This window comes from Arthrobacter sp. DMZ02-1R, from assembly GCF_057747935.1.
Genome location: NZ_CM173230.1, coordinates 880,787 through 894,127, shown reverse-complemented (window position 1 = coordinate 894,127; position 13,341 = coordinate 880,787). Strand labels below are relative to the sequence as shown.

The 13,341-nt window shown below is 63.3% G+C and carries 14 protein-coding genes and 1 riboswitch; of the genes, 6 read left to right on the top strand and 8 right to left on the bottom strand.

Going from position 1 to position 13,341, the window contains the following annotated elements:
• Positions 1-91: 91 nt before the first annotated feature.
• Entirely contained in the window at positions 92-694 is a 603-nt protein-coding gene (locus AC3ANQ_RS04215) for an arsenate reductase/protein-tyrosine-phosphatase family protein (protein ID WP_488303960.1), read from the top strand.
• On the opposite strand, the gene galU is transcribed toward AC3ANQ_RS04215, so the two are convergent.
• The 5 genes from galU to AC3ANQ_RS04190 all read right to left on the bottom strand — a co-directional run bounded on the left by galU (position 691) and on the right by AC3ANQ_RS04190 (position 4,979).
• Entirely contained in the window at positions 691-1,581 is an 891-nt protein-coding gene (gene galU / locus AC3ANQ_RS04210) for a UTP--glucose-1-phosphate uridylyltransferase GalU (RefSeq protein ID WP_488303959.1), read from the bottom strand. The two genes, AC3ANQ_RS04215 and galU, sit on opposite strands and share 4 nt — an antisense overlap.
• A gap of 75 nt (positions 1,582-1,656) precedes the next feature.
• Positions 1,657-2,133 carry a carboxymuconolactone decarboxylase family protein gene (locus AC3ANQ_RS04205; RefSeq protein WP_488303958.1) on the bottom strand — a complete coding sequence of 159 codons (477 nt, stop codon included), beginning with the start codon at positions 2,131-2,133 and terminating at the stop codon, positions 1,657-1,659.
• A gap of 412 nt (positions 2,134-2,545) precedes the next feature.
• Complete coding sequence (locus AC3ANQ_RS04200) at positions 2,546-3,247, bottom strand: hypothetical protein (protein ID WP_488303957.1); 702 nt, start codon at positions 3,245-3,247, stop codon at positions 2,546-2,548.
• Entirely contained in the window at positions 3,244-4,053 is an 810-nt protein-coding gene (locus AC3ANQ_RS04195) for an ABC transporter permease (protein WP_488303956.1), read from the bottom strand. The genes AC3ANQ_RS04200 and AC3ANQ_RS04195 overlap by 4 nt, the downstream gene beginning before the upstream one ends.
• Positions 4,050-4,979, bottom strand: coding sequence for an ABC transporter ATP-binding protein (locus AC3ANQ_RS04190; protein WP_488303955.1), 930 nt, complete (start codon positions 4,977-4,979; stop codon positions 4,050-4,052). Before AC3ANQ_RS04190 ends, AC3ANQ_RS04195 begins: the two co-directional genes overlap by 4 nt.
• A gap of 122 nt (positions 4,980-5,101) precedes the next feature.
• On the opposite strand from AC3ANQ_RS04190, the gene AC3ANQ_RS04185 reads away from it, so the two are divergent.
• The 5 genes from AC3ANQ_RS04185 to AC3ANQ_RS04165 all read left to right on the top strand — a co-directional run bounded on the left by AC3ANQ_RS04185 (position 5,102) and on the right by AC3ANQ_RS04165 (position 10,601).
• Positions 5,102-5,617 carry a DUF2127 domain-containing protein gene (locus AC3ANQ_RS04185; protein WP_488303954.1) on the top strand — a complete coding sequence of 172 codons (516 nt, stop codon included), beginning with the start codon at positions 5,102-5,104 and terminating at the stop codon, positions 5,615-5,617.
• A 98-nt stretch (positions 5,618-5,715) separates the two neighbouring features.
• Positions 5,716-5,886, top strand: a riboswitch (M-box (ykoK) riboswitch).
• Positions 5,887-6,134: 248 nt separating this feature from the next.
• Positions 6,135-7,796, top strand: coding sequence for an Nramp family divalent metal transporter (locus AC3ANQ_RS04180; protein WP_488303953.1), 1,662 nt, complete (start codon positions 6,135-6,137; stop codon positions 7,794-7,796).
• 64 nt (positions 7,797-7,860) lie between these two features.
• Entirely contained in the window at positions 7,861-9,162 is a 1,302-nt protein-coding gene (locus AC3ANQ_RS04175; protein WP_488303952.1) for a magnesium transporter MgtE N-terminal domain-containing protein, read from the top strand.
• A 92-nt stretch (positions 9,163-9,254) separates the two neighbouring features.
• Positions 9,255-10,313, top strand: coding sequence for an LCP family protein (locus AC3ANQ_RS04170; RefSeq protein ID WP_488303951.1), 1,059 nt, complete (start codon positions 9,255-9,257; stop codon positions 10,311-10,313).
• A 27-nt stretch (positions 10,314-10,340) separates the two neighbouring features.
• A complete protein-coding gene (locus AC3ANQ_RS04165; protein WP_488303950.1) occupies positions 10,341-10,601 on the top strand; it encodes a hypothetical protein in 261 nt (86 codons plus the stop codon).
• Positions 10,602-10,638: 37 nt separating this feature from the next.
• Here the strand turns inward: AC3ANQ_RS04165 and AC3ANQ_RS04160 are convergent, their stop codons facing one another.
• The 3 genes from AC3ANQ_RS04160 to paaE are packed head-to-tail and all read right to left on the bottom strand — an operon-like array spanning position 10,639 to position 13,334.
• Positions 10,639-11,280: a cation diffusion facilitator family transporter gene (locus AC3ANQ_RS04160; RefSeq protein ID WP_488303949.1), complete on the bottom strand. Its 642-nt coding sequence runs from the start codon at positions 11,278-11,280 to the stop codon at positions 10,639-10,641.
• A 27-nt stretch (positions 11,281-11,307) separates the two neighbouring features.
• The gene (locus AC3ANQ_RS04155) at positions 11,308-12,087 is read right to left on the bottom strand and encodes an enoyl-CoA hydratase/isomerase family protein (protein WP_488303948.1); all 780 of its coding nucleotides are present in this window, start codon (positions 12,085-12,087) and stop codon (positions 11,308-11,310) included.
• A gap of 11 nt (positions 12,088-12,098) precedes the next feature.
• The gene (paaE, locus tag AC3ANQ_RS04150) at positions 12,099-13,334 is read right to left on the bottom strand and encodes a 1,2-phenylacetyl-CoA epoxidase subunit PaaE (protein WP_488303947.1); all 1,236 of its coding nucleotides are present in this window, start codon (positions 13,332-13,334) and stop codon (positions 12,099-12,101) included.
• Positions 13,335-13,341 lie beyond the last annotated feature (7 nt).

Here is a 13,341-nt window from a genome sequence, read left to right as displayed (position 1 = left end):
GCCGCTTTTGCCATGCTGAGAGACTTGTAGATCACAGGCGTCCCGCCCGCGTGCAAGCTAAGTTCCGCCAGCTAGCGAAAGAGCTCTATCTTTGGAATCGCCCCACCCCGTTCGGATACTGACCGTTTGCACTGGGAACATTTGCCGCTCCCCCGTAGCCGAACGGTTGCTTCAAGCGGGCCTGGATCAGGTTCTGCCCGGGGGCTTCGAGGTCCGTAGCGCCGGCACTAGGGCCATGGTGGGCAGCCCCATCCAACCGCTGTCGGCAGACATCATCCGCACCTTCGGTGGCAGTCCCGATGACTTTGCCGCCCGCCAGCTCACCTCGAAAATCCTCCGGGAAGCCGACCTTGTGCTCACCATGGCTTCACACCACCGCGGGGAAGTTCTGCAGCTGGATGCCTCCCTACTCAAACGCACGTTCACCATCCGGGAATTCGCGCGGATGGTGACGGCCCTCGAGGAACGCGGCGACGCATCGCCGTCGGGCTCCAATTACACCCAACAGTGGCGAGAACTGCCGGCACGGGCATCGTCCGTCCGCCACCTCATTTTGGCGGCAGAAGCCTCAGACAACGACGTCGCCGACCCTTATAAACAAGGCGCCGACGCGTACCTGCGGATGGAAAACGAGCTAGCTCCTGCCATCCTGAGGATTCTCCGCTACGCCCGCCTAAGCATGCAGCCCTCCTAGACGAGGAATTCCTTCATCCAGGATTTCAGGTCTTCACCGAACTCGGCCCGCTCGGACGCCAACGTGATGACGGCCTTCAAGTAGCTGAGCTTGTCCCCGGTATCGTAGCGACGTCCGCGGAAGACCACCCCGTAAACACCAGCGCCCTCACCTTCTCCTTTGGCGAGGGTCCGGAGGGCGTCAGTCAACTGGATCTCGCCGCCGCGCCCGGGCCCGGTTTCCTCGAGGACATCGAAGACGGCAGGGTGAAGAACATAGCGTCCAATGACAGCCAAGTTTGACGGTGCTTCTTCGACCGAAGGCTTCTCCACAAGGCTGTTGACCCGAACGTACTCCTCCCCTGCGATGGGGGTAATGTCGGCACAGCCATACGCGCTGATCTGCGACGGTTCCACTTCGATGAGAGCAATGACCGAGCCGCCGGTCTTCGATTGGACGTCGATCATGGTGGACAGGAGCTGATCGCGCTCGTCAATCAGGTCGTCCCCCAAAAGCACGGCAAAGGGTTCGTCACCCACGTGCTGCCTGGCGCACAACACGGCGTGGCCCAAGCCCTTCGGTTCGCCCTGCCGCACGTAGTGGATGGGCCCAAGTCCGGAGGCATGTTTGACAGTATCCAGACGGGCGTGGTCTCCCTTGAGTTCCAAAGTGCGCTCGAGATCAGGTGCACGGTCGAAATGGTCTTCGAGAGCACGCTTGTTGCGGCCTGTGATCATGAGCAAGTCGCTGAGGCCCGCCTCTACGGCTTCCTCAACCACGTACTGGATGGCCGGTTGATCCACTACCGGCAACATTTCCTTCGGCATCGCCTTGGTGGCGGGCAAGAAGCGCGTGCCCAATCCGGCGGCCGGAATTACTGCTTTACGAACTGATCTCCCCGTAGACATAGGCAAATCCTACGAATTGATTTTCTAAAGGGCGAGTCCCGGATGCAAGATTTCTACCCATCCGGTCAAGAAGTCCTAGCTCCGCGCCTTCCGCACCGGGTGCTCGCTCAGGATGGATAGGCGATTGAAGGCGTTGATGCCGATGCACGCCATGCACAACACGCTGATCTGCTCCTCCGAGTAGACCCGACGTGCACGGGAGAACAGCTCAGCCGTGGGGCGGGCGCTGCTCATGCGCGTGATCTGTTCGGCCAGTTCAAGCGCTACCTTTTCGGCCTCGCTGAAAAGGTTCACTTCGCCATAGACGGACAGCAGGGCGAGCCGCTGCTCGGTCTCTCCATAGCCAATAGCGCGGCGGTGGTGCAGGTCCAGGCAGAAGGCGCAGCCGTTGATCTGCGAGGCCCGGTAGTTCACCAACTCCAGAGTGCGGCGCGGGATCCCGGTCCGGTCAGCTTCCGAAGTGACCTGCTCCGCGTAGCCGGACAGTGCTTGATAAAGTCCGGGCAGCGTCTTGTCCAGATAGCCCGCAAGCCGCGGGGTATTTTCACTCATCCGCCGAGCCTATCGGACTTTACTTTTCCCGGACGGAGCCCAAAAAGTGCCTCAAGTGCCTTGTCACCGAGCTGCCCGGCCAGGAATCCACCACCGGCCGGAACGACACACAGGAAATAGCCCTCAGTGTCAGCCGTGACCTCGCACCGAAGCTGGACGGGGCCGTGCTGCACTTCGGCAACTACAACAAAATGGAAAGGTTCGTCTGGTTGTCGATCCCGGCGGTCCCGGGACACCCCTGCGTCTGCCGCAGATCCGTCGGCGCCCCGGCCGGAAAACGTTCGCCGTGCCTCGATGACTCAGGCGTCGGGCTCAGCGATATCTGAATTCGTCGGACGCTTCACCGAGTTCATCCCGCCAGCGCATCCGCTGGATCTTTGAAACACATGCGGCTGCGGCCTTGCTTCTCCCTCTAGCGGCGCTTGAGCATCACCGCGACCGCGGTACCGATGCTCACCGCGACGGCGAGGACCCCAGGTCCGGTCACAGCCTGACCACGCCACCCATCCCATGGTGCGGCGGTCGGCACAAGCAGCACCGCAGCGATCGCGGCCAACGCGAGCACCGCAATGTTCACCGCCAGCCGCGTCCAGCGTCCCGAAGGCTCCGGCGCGTTCGGGTTCCCTCGCGTCCGCACGACGGGGCTGCGGCGCCAGTCCTCGGCTATGAGCCGGGGCACCCGCCTCACGTACGCGAAGACGTGCATTGCGAGGGTTGCTAGCCAGACCAAGAAGCTGACGACATGCACCCGGATCAGGATCTCGGGGGCAGGCCCGGTGATGGCCAAGGCAATGCCGCTGCCGATCAGCACGAGTGTCGAGACGACGAGCACCGGAGCTATCACGCGCAGAAGCGTCCGAGGCGGACCCTTGCGGCGGTAGGCGGGATCCCGCGTGTAGTAGCGAATGAATCGCCAGCCGGTGCTGGCCGTTTTGGCCACAACCGGGCCCGCCAGGAGCACGCCAACGAAGAAGTGCGCCACGATCAGGCTGCCCAGGGTCGGAACGGTAGCGATCTCGGCCACCGACAGCACCAGCACCACAGCCCCGATCAGTGCGGTCAGGCGCTCGTTGCCGACGACGCCGGAGGGGACACTGCTTGCTCTTTCCTTCAAGCCTTGACGTCCTGGCGGGGGAACAAGATGGCGCTCACCACAACGAAGCCGACAATCCACAGGAGTGCTGCTCCCAAGGCCGCCGGATAGCCTTGGAGAGGGGTCGGGCCAACCAAGGGCACGGTGGTCCCCACAATGGTGTTGAACACCCGGCCTGGGAACCACTGGGCGACCTGCGGCAAAACCACCGCGATGATGCCTTCGACCACCAGGATGTACGCCAGGGCGATCCCGACACCGGCTGCGACCGAACGAGTGAGCACGGCGATGACCATGCCCAGCGCGCTCACCCCGATGAGGCACAGCAGTTCATTGCCCAAGAACGCCAGGAAGACGCGCATCCCCTCCGGAGAGGTCCAGGCAGCCGTCTGAATCCCCTGGCCTTGAGCAACAACAAGGATGAATGTGCCGCTGATGAGCAGGGTGAACAGCATCGAGAGCAGAACAAAAAGGACCAGCGCCAGCATTTTGCCTGCCAACCACCGCAGGCGGCGAGGCTCAAAGACCAACAGGTTGCGCAGCGTCCCTTGGGACCATTCTGCAGCGAGATTGGCTGTCACCATCACCAGCGCGATGGCAATGATCAGGGAGCGGGCCTGGCCAATGATCGAGACCAATCCCTGAGGTGTGTGGAACGCCGCAATCAGGCCGGTCATCTCACTGCCGGTGGCTCCAGATGCGATCTGATGGAACGTCAGATATGCGATAGAGGTGCTCACCACCAGCATCACCCCCGCAACCGCCAAAACACTCCAGCGGCGGAACTTGAGCACTTCGCTGCGAAACGCACGGATCAGGGAAATCATGAGCGGTCTCCTTTCACCAAAGCCAGGAACAGCTGCTCGAGGCTGGCTTCCCTTACTCGGATGGTCAGGTCCGGCGCACCGGCTTCCTTGACCTGCCGGTTCAAGGTCTCGGCAAAACCGGCAGAACAGGTGACGCGCAAGACCTGATCCTCCCTCGTGACCGCGTAGCCGGCCTCGCCCGCCATCCGGGCCACCAGATCCAACTGGACCGCGTCCTGGGCTTCGACCACTATCTCGACGCGTTGGGCCAACAGTTCCCTGGCCGGTCCGCAGAACAGGGCCTTCCCCTGATTGAGGATGATCAGCCAGTCGGTGAGCTGTTCCAACTCGCCGAGCAAGTGACTGCTGAGCAGGATGGTCTTCCCCTGGCCGGCCAAACGGCGCAGCATCTCGCGTATCTCAATGATGCCGAGGGGATCAAGGCCATTGGCTGGCTCGTCGAGAATGAGCAGCTCCGGATCGGGCAGCAGGGCCATCGCCACCCCAAGGCGCTGCTTCATGCCCAGCGAATACGTTCCGACCCGATCACGCGCCCGATCGGAGAGTCCCACCACGTCCAGCAGTTCGCTCACGCGGGCAGCGGGATGGCCTCCAAGTCGGGCGAGCACTTCCAGATTGGTCCGCCCGGAGAGTCCCGGATAGAACGCCGGCGCTTCGACCAGTGCCCCGACGCGCGGCAGGTAGCGCTCGAATTCAGTGAGAGAGTGGCCCAGAACCGTGGCGCTGCCCGCATCCGGTTGGACCAGCCCCAGGAGCAGGCGAATGGTGGTCGTCTTGCCTGCCCCATTGGGCCCGATAAAACCTGCGATGGCTCCCGCAGGCACGCGCATGGTCAGGTCATCGACGGCGGTATGCCTGCCAAAGTGCTTGCTCAGGCCATGTGTTTCAATCGCGAAAACTCCTGCGGGCTCAGAAGAGAGGGGCATGGTCTACATCCGTGCGGTTCATGGAAATAGTTCCTTTCGGGGGAATGGACGTTCCCTCGCAGTGAGGTCCCGCAGTGTCCACATAAGAAAGAATGTATCTTGACGTACCGAAGGGAAGTGTCATGAGAACGAATAAACCCGGAACAACACTGCTCGACAGGACATTTCGCGTCAGCCTCATCTTGAAGGGCCTGGACGGTGTTCTTGAGCTGGTGGGCGGCGTACTCCTCCTGGTGATTACACCCGAGCAGATCGGAGATCTAGTCCGGTTCCTCACCCAGCACGAACTAGCCCAGGACCCGCACGACTTCGTGGCGAATAGCCTGGTCCATTTCAGCTCCAACCTCTCGGTATCGGCGTCGCTGTTCGGCGCGATCTACCTCTTGCTCCACGGCGTGGTCAAAATCGTCCTGGTCTGGGCCGTCCTGAAGGACAAGCTCTGGGCCTACCCGTGGATGATCGCATTCCTGCTGGTCTTCATCGTCTACCAGGGCTATCGGATTGTGGTGGCCTTCTCCTGGGGCCTTGTCCTCCTGACGGCCTTCGACATCTTCATCGTATGGATCACCGCTCGGGAGTACCGCCTCCACCGGGCGCGAAACCAACAGTCCTCCCCCACATCCCGGTCAGCCCACTGAGGCACGCGCGTGGTGATCGGACGTGCTTCTGCCGCGCGGAACAATTTCGAAAAGCCGGTTTGGCACGTGTAAGTCCGTGCCCTATCATCGGAACGTAAGGTGCCATTCGTTAGCTGAGGCTCCTTCGCGGATACATGCCAGCGACCCCCAACGTCGAGAGACGCCCCGGGTCAGGACAGGCTCCCCCGGATTAAGGGGTTGCCCCGATTGGCTCCCGGAACGCCGGGTTCACGCCGTGAAGTGCCAAAGGTCTTACGAGGAGGGGCAACCGCCGGGTGGGATGCCCGGCCTCCTCCCTGGCTGTGCAGAGCGCCGATTGGAGGTGGTCACCAAATGAGTGGTGATCATAGTCGATCCAGTGGTGCCGCCCCGACGCGGCGCTGAATCCAGCTTCTCACGCAGGTTAACCTGCGCCTGTTCCCCCAACTAGTCGCCCGCGACTCCACCCGGCTGCCATGACGGCGGCGCCTTCGGCATGTCACGGGTGGATGTCTTCATGTCCCGGGAAGGACACCCCATGCCCACGAACATCCCCACGGATCCGCAGCCCACAATCCCTGCGGCACACGAAACAACTGCATCACTCGACAGCGCGCACGTCGGCGACATCAAGGGTGCCTTCGGCACCATCAAGATGGATCAGGAGGCTCCCAGCAGCGGCTGGAAGGCCAAGCTGAAGACTCTCCTGGCCGTCGTCGGGCCCGGCCTGATCGTGATGGTCGGAGACAACGACGCCGGAGCGTTCGGCACCTACACGCAGGCCGGCCAGAACTACGGCACGTCGCTGCTCTGGACCCTCCTGCTCCTGGTTCCCGTGCTCTACGTCAACCAGGAAATGGTGCTAAGGCTCGGCGTCGTCACCGGTGTGGGCCACGCAAGGCTCATCCTGGAGCGGTTCGGCAAGTTCTGGGGCGCGTTCAGCGTGATCGACCTGTTCATCCTGAACGCCCTCACGATCGTGACCGAGTTCATCGGCATCAGCCTTGGCCTCGACTACCTGGGCATCCCGAAGGTCATCGGAGTCCTTGTTGCGGCCGCCATCATCATCGGGGCGGCTTCCACGGGATCCCTCAAGCGTTTCGAACGTGTCTGCATGACCCTCGTGGCAGGATCCCTGTTGCTGGTTCCGATCATCGTAATGGTGCACCCGGACCTGGGCCAGATGGCCCACGACTTCGTGGTCCCCAGTGTTCCTGCTGGTTCGGATCTGTCAACAGTGACACTGCTCATCATCGGAATCGTCGGCACCACTATTGCGCCCTGGCAGCTGTTCTTCCAGCAGTCCTACCTGATCGACAAGCGCATCACCCCGCGCTTCATCAACTACGAAAAGGCCGACCTCTGGATCGGCATCGCCATCGTCATTGTGGGCGCAGGGGCGATCATGGGATTCACGGCCGCGACGTTCGGCGGCCAGCCCGAATTCGGAAACTTCACCGACGCCGGAGGCGTGGCCGACGGCCTGGGGAAGTACGTCGGAAAGACCGCAGGCGTGCTGTTTGCCGTTGCCCTGATTGACGCCTCGATCATCGGTGCCGCAGCAGTGGGCCTGTCCACCTCCTACGCACTCGGTGACGTTCTTGGCCTGAAGCACTCCCTGCACCGCAGGGTCACCGACGCCAAGGGCTTCTACGCCGTCTTTGCCGGCATCCTGCTGATCTCGGCCATCGTCGTTCTGATCCCCGGTGCGCCCCTGGGCCTGCTGACTGTCGGGGTGCAGGTCCTTGCGGGCGTCCTGCTGCCCTCCGCTACGGTGTTCCTGCTGCTTCTGTGCAACGACAAGCAAGTGCTCGGACCTTGGGTCAACGGCAAGTTCCTGAACATCTTCACCGCGTTCATCATCGGCATCCTCGTGATCCTGTCCCTGGTCCTTACCTCAAGCGTCCTGTTCCCGGACATGACCGGGGACACCATCGTCGCGATCATCTTCATCGGCGCCGGCGCCTGCCTGCTCGGTTGCATCGCCTATGTGGGCTACCGCGCCTTCCGGCCCGGCCCCGCCCGGGAAGCCGTCAGCCACGCCGAGCGCCGCGAATGGAGAATGCCTCCGTTGACGCTCCTGGAAGCACCGAGACTCTCCACCGCGCGCAGGGCAGGGCTCACCGTCCTGCGCGTCTACCTCCTGATCGCGATGATCCTGGTCATCGTACGCGTGGTCCAGCTCGCTATTGGCGGCTGAACCCCAGTGGCGTAGATTCCACAACAGGCCCATCAAGCCCCCTTCACGCGAAAGGCTCCAAGCGATGAGCAACACCCAAGACATCACCGGCGCACCACACTTCCTGCTTTCAACACTCGTGCGCCAGCCCGTCCTCGACCCCAAGGGCAACCAGATCGGCGCCCTGGCTGACGTCATCGTCCGGCTCCGCGACGGCTCCTACCCCACGCTCAGCGGCCTGGTCATCGATGTGGGCAACACCCAGATCTTCACCAGCGTCGAAGACCTTGCCGGCATCGAGGCCCACCGTGTCCGGCTGCGCACCACCAAGCTGGACCTGCGCCCCTTCAGCCGGCGCGAAGGCGAAGTCCTGCTCAAGGAAGACGTCCTGGGACACCGACTCATCGACACCGAACGCACCATCATGGTCAAGGCCTACGACATCGAACTCCGCAAGACCGGAGACTCCTGGGAGGCCACCGGACTGGACGTCCACAAGCCACGCTGGTTCCGCACCGAGCGCAGCCACAAACCCCACGCGACCCGCGACTGGAACCAGTTCATGCCCCTCATAGGGCACGAGGACTCCAGCAAGGTGCGCTCGGATCCGGCACGCTTCCGCAAGATGAAGCCGGCCCAGATCGCCGACCTCATCGAGGACTCCTCCGACAAGGAACAGCACGAACTCCTCGCGCAGGTCCACAACGACCCCGAGCTTGAAGCGGACGTCTTTGAAGAGCTCGACGACGACCGCCAGTCCCGCATCCTGAAGGACCGCAGTGACCGGGACGTCGCGGACGTCCTGGCCCACATGCGCGCCGACGATGCCGCCGATGCCGTCATGGACCTGCCCCAGGAACGCCGCAAAGTGATCCTGGCCCTCTTGCCCGCAACCCAGAACGCCAAAGTCATGGCGCTCCTTGGCTACCACGACGCGACGGCCGGCGGGCTAATGGGAACCGACTTCACGGCCCTTCCCTCAACCACCACCGTGGCAGAGGCCATCGACAGCGTCCGGACCGCCACCGCCCAACAGCCGGAAGCCCTGACCACCATCTATTCCCTCCACCCGGACGGAACCCTTGAAGGCGTCATAGGCCTGGTCCAGGCCCTGCAATCGGACCCAAGCAAAACCCTCGGCGACGTCGCCGACCCCGAGCCCGTCAGCGCACAGCCCGGCGATGACATCATCGAAGTAACAACAACCATGGCTGACTTCAACCTCCTCACCCTCCCTGTGCTGGACGCCGAACGCCGGATTCTCGGCGTCATCACGGTTGATGACGCCCTGGAAGCGGCGATCCCGGACGACTGGGCCCGCCGCGAACACAACCGCGCGGCTCCCGGCAGCAACCACGCCCAGACCGAGACGCGCACCAGCCACTAAGACAAGCCCTCCCCCACGTAGGTGCCCGGCTTTCTGCCGGGCACCTACGGGTGCTGTCCGTTGGCCCGGCCCTCCAGAAAGTGAAAGACCCGATGATTCAACCCAACAACGCGCAACGGCTGTCGCTGTATGAGCAACTCCTGAAACGTGACCGGGACCGCAAGTTCCGCCGTCGCAGGATTGTCTTCGTCGCCGCGCTGACCGCTGCCGCACTGGTGGTGGGCGTCATCGTCTATGTGGGCGGGACCGTGCTCGGGTTCAACGCAAACCTCCACCGTTCCGACGCCCTGAACGGCCAGGATGTCCCGAAGTTGAGCAAGGACACGAACATCCTGGTCATGGGATTGGATACCCGGGTTGACGAGAAGGGGCAGCCTCTTCCGCCGGAAATGTACGACGCACTCCATGCCGGGGACCAGAGCATCGGCGGCTACAACTCCAACGTCCTGATGCTCATCCACATCCCAGCGGACGGATCTAAAGCCACGGGAATCTCGATTCCCCGCGACGACTACGTCCAGGTCAGTGGCATCCCCGGAAACGGTCCCTTCAACGCCAAGATCAAGGAAGCCTACGGCTACGGATTCGACGCCGCAAAAAGCTCGCTGATCAACGCCGGTAAAGCCGATGACGACGCCACCTACCAGGCAGCGCGCGACGCCGGACGCAAGGCCGAGATCGCGACCGTCACCCAGTTCCTGGGCGGAGTGCACGTGGACCATTTCATCGAGGTCACCATGGCCGCGTTCTACCAGACGGCCCAGGCCATCGCCCCCATCACCGTGTGCGTCAACCGGGCCACCCAGGACACCTTCTCCGGGGCCGACTTCAAAGCCGGCATGCAGCAGATCGACGCCAAACAGGCCATGGCCTTCGTCCGGCAGCGACGGGACACCACTGACCCGACCTACCAGTTCTCGGACCTGGACCGCGAACGCCGCCAGCAGGCCTTCATCACCTCGGTGTCCCGCCAGCTCAAGCAGGCCGGAACCTTCACCGACATCGGCAAAATGCAGGGCGTGCTGAACGCCGTGAGCAAGAACATCGTGGTCGATTCCGAGCTGAACCTGATCCAGCTGGCCCAGCAGGCAACCTCCCTGACCGGAGGCAACATAGCCTTCACCACCCTGCCGATCACCGGTTTCGGCTGATCCCCGGACGGCGCCTCCATCAACACCGTGGACATCAACGAAGTGCAAGCCACCGTGAAGGAACTCCTCACTCCGGCCCCGCCGGCAACACAGCCGGCCCCGGGTACAAGCACCACCGCCCCGGAACCGGCACCCGCTCCGGCGAATGCCGCACCCGAAACCCCAGCGCCCGCCAACCCGGCACCAGCCAATCCGGCACCGGCCAATCCGGCACCGGCCGCGACGACGAGCACGTACGCCGACTCCACGGGAGCCCTTCAGGGCGGTACTATCCCCTGCGTCAAATGATGGCAATCCTGGGGCACCACGCTCACGGGCACTGCGCTCACGGCCGCGAGGCGCTGCGCCTATGCGCGCGCAGAGCCTGGAAGATTTCGAGCAGCAACCGGACCGCGTGATATCCCACCACCACGGCAATGATCGCCGCGACAACAGGATCAAGCCAGTAGAGGCCGTTCGTCACGTAGATGACGGCACCAGCCACGGCAACCCCGGCCGCTGCCGCCGCATCGCCGGCGGTATCAAGAAGGACCGCGCGCATGTTCAGGTCGCCGCTGGCCTTGTTGTCGCCGTCACCGCCGAGGATGAGGGCACCCGCGAACATCACGACGGCGGCGATCCCGCTGACAATGAGCACGGGCAGGCCGTGGACCTCACTGGTACCGGTGAGGAGGCGTCCGGCTGCGCTCACCAGAATTGCGACGCTCAGGACGAGCAACCAACTGGCGTTTACCCCCGCCGCCCAGGTGGTGGCCATCGGATATCCCTGCGGACGCTTAGGGGTCGGCGGCAGCTTGGATACCCGCACGGCCAACAAGGACACCCCAATGGCGGCAGCATCGGCCAGGTAGTCCGCGCCCTCAGCGAGCACGCCCAACGAGTTCGCCGAAATTCCGACAACAACCAACCCAGCCACCAGCACCAGGTTCAAAAATAGGACGACGCTCAGCCGACGAACACGAGTCACCCCTTCAGGGTAACCAGCCCGGACGCACTACCCCTTGAAGACCGGCGCCCGCTTCTCCTGGAACGCCCGGAAACCCTCGGCGTAGTCCTCGGTCTTGCACAGGCGTGCTTGCTCGTCGTTCTCTTCGGACATGGCAGCCCACAGCCCAAGGCGCTGATCGCGGATGTGAGCCACCAGCTCCTTGCTGGCCGTGAACGCACCGGTGGCACCCGCTGCCACCCGCTCCACGATGATCCGGGTGGCCTCCAGCAAGGTGTCATCAGGCATGACCCTGCTGAACATGCCCTGCGCCACGGCCTCGGCGCCACTGATCAGATCCGCGGTGTAAATGAGGTCCAAGGTCCGGTGCATGCCCAGGCGTTCCGTGAAGTACCAGTGCCCGCCCGAGTCCAACGTGGCGCCCAACTTGGCGAACGGCGAACCGAACTTGGCATGCTCCGCCACATAGACCACATCCGTGGCCAGCAACAAGCCAAGGCCGACCCCCAGGCACGCTCCATGCGCGGCCGCGAAGGTCGGGGCAGGGAATGCTGCCATCTTCTTCAACAACGGCTCCACAAGCCCACTGAGGTACGACTTGGCGTCGTCGCTCTCCGGGGTCACGCCCGCGATGTCGCGTCCGGCACAAAACGCGCGGCCCTCTCCGCGGAGGAGCAGCGCCCGCACCATGCCGCGCGAGGCGGCGGCAGCGGCGTCGTCGTACGCTCTATCCAGTTCCGCAAGCGCTGCCTCGTCAAGAGAATTCAACTTTTCCGGAGCATTGAGGACAATTTCGGCGATGCCGTTGGAGATGGAGAGCTCGATCATTCGCTTATTCCTTAGACGTCGAAATCGACCGTGACGGATTCACTTGTGGGGTGGGACTGGCACGTCAGCACGTAGCCCTTGTCCAACTCATCCTGCTCCAAGGCGTAGTTCTCGTCCATGCTGACCGTCCCAGTGACCAGTTTGGCGCGGCACGTGCCGCACACGCCACCGGCGCACGCGAACGGAACGTCCGGGCGGACGCGCAAAGCCGCGTTAAGGATGGATTCCCGGGCGTGGGTGGGGCTGGCGACATCGCCGGTCAAACCGTCCAGCTTGAAGGTGATCTTGAACGTGTCCTTCGACTCGTCCTCCACAACGGGCCGGCCGGCGTTGCCTTCGGGGCGGTCCGGGCGGCCAGTGGTGAAGAGCTCAAAGCGCACGTGCTCGGGCTCAACGCCACGGGCAGCGAGGGTATCGCGGCACAGCTGGACCAGCTCGAACGGCCCGCACAGGAACCATTCGTCCACATCCTCCGCATGGATGGCAGTGCCCAGCAATTGCTGCAGCTTCTCGGCGTCGATACGTCCCGTCATGAGCGGCGCAATGCGCTGCTCGCGCGACAACACATGGTGCAGCGCCAAGCGCGACGGGTACTTGTCCTTCAAGTCCGCCAATTCCTCGAGGAACATGACGTCCATGGCGGCCTTGTTGGCGTAGATCAAGTCGAAGCGTGTGTCCGGGTTCGCGGCCAGCAGGGTGCGGGCGATCGCGATCACCGGGGTGATACCCGAACCGGCGGCAATGGCCACGAAGGAACCCGCGTTCGGGAGCTCGCCGGCCATCTCCTGCGGATTGTTCATGGAGTTCATGACGTTCTGCTGGACGGTCTTGCCGTCCTTGCCGTGCTTGGAAATGAACGCGCCCATGGGGCTCATGACGTCCAGCGTGTCGCCGGCTTTGAGTTCGGCATTCGCCCACGTGGAGAAGATGCCGCCCAGGTCCTTCTTGATGGCCACGCGGATCTCGCTGCTGCCGTCCGCGAAGCTGCGCGGCTCGGCGCAGATGGAATAGCTGCGGCGGACCTCGTGCGGCTCCCCACTCTCATCCGGAAGCGTGGTGCGAAGCGCCACATACTGGCCGGGAAGGTAATCATACTGGCCAGCGAGCTCGGCCGGAACACCGAACGTGACCTCAATGGCGTCTTCAGTCAGGCGGCGGACTTCCGAAACGCTGAGGGAATGAAAAGACGCACGACGGCGGCCGGTGGCCTGCGCCTGTTCGGCTGCGGTCTGGCGGACAACGGGCATGTCAGAT

Excerpts from the sequence above, each read along its gene's own strand:
- AC3ANQ_RS04185 (WP_488303954.1), top strand. The coding sequence starts at position 5,102 with ATGAGAACGAATAAACCCGGAACAACACTGCTCGACAGGACATTTCGC.
- AC3ANQ_RS04170 (WP_488303951.1), top strand. The coding sequence starts at position 9,255 with ATGATTCAACCCAACAACGCGCAACGGCTGTCGCTGTATGAGCAACTC.
- galU (WP_488303959.1), bottom strand. The coding sequence starts at position 1,581 with ATGTCTACGGGGAGATCAGTTCGTAAAGCAGTAATTCCGGCCGCCGGA.
- AC3ANQ_RS04195 (WP_488303956.1), bottom strand. The coding sequence starts at position 4,053 with ATGATTTCCCTGATCCGTGCGTTTCGCAGCGAAGTGCTCAAGTTCCGC.
- AC3ANQ_RS04205 (WP_488303958.1), bottom strand. The coding sequence starts at position 2,133 with ATGAGTGAAAATACCCCGCGGCTTGCGGGCTATCTGGACAAGACGCTG.
- paaE (WP_488303947.1), bottom strand. The coding sequence starts at position 13,334 with ATGCCCGTTGTCCGCCAGACCGCAGCCGAACAGGCGCAGGCCACCGGC.
- AC3ANQ_RS04155 (WP_488303948.1), bottom strand. The coding sequence starts at position 12,087 with ATGATCGAGCTCTCCATCTCCAACGGCATCGCCGAAATTGTCCTCAAT.
- AC3ANQ_RS04190 (WP_488303955.1), bottom strand. The coding sequence starts at position 4,979 with ATGCCCCTCTCTTCTGAGCCCGCAGGAGTTTTCGCGATTGAAACACAT.
- AC3ANQ_RS04175 (WP_488303952.1), top strand. The coding sequence starts at position 7,861 with ATGAGCAACACCCAAGACATCACCGGCGCACCACACTTCCTGCTTTCA.
- AC3ANQ_RS04180 (WP_488303953.1), top strand. The coding sequence starts at position 6,135 with ATGCCCACGAACATCCCCACGGATCCGCAGCCCACAATCCCTGCGGCA.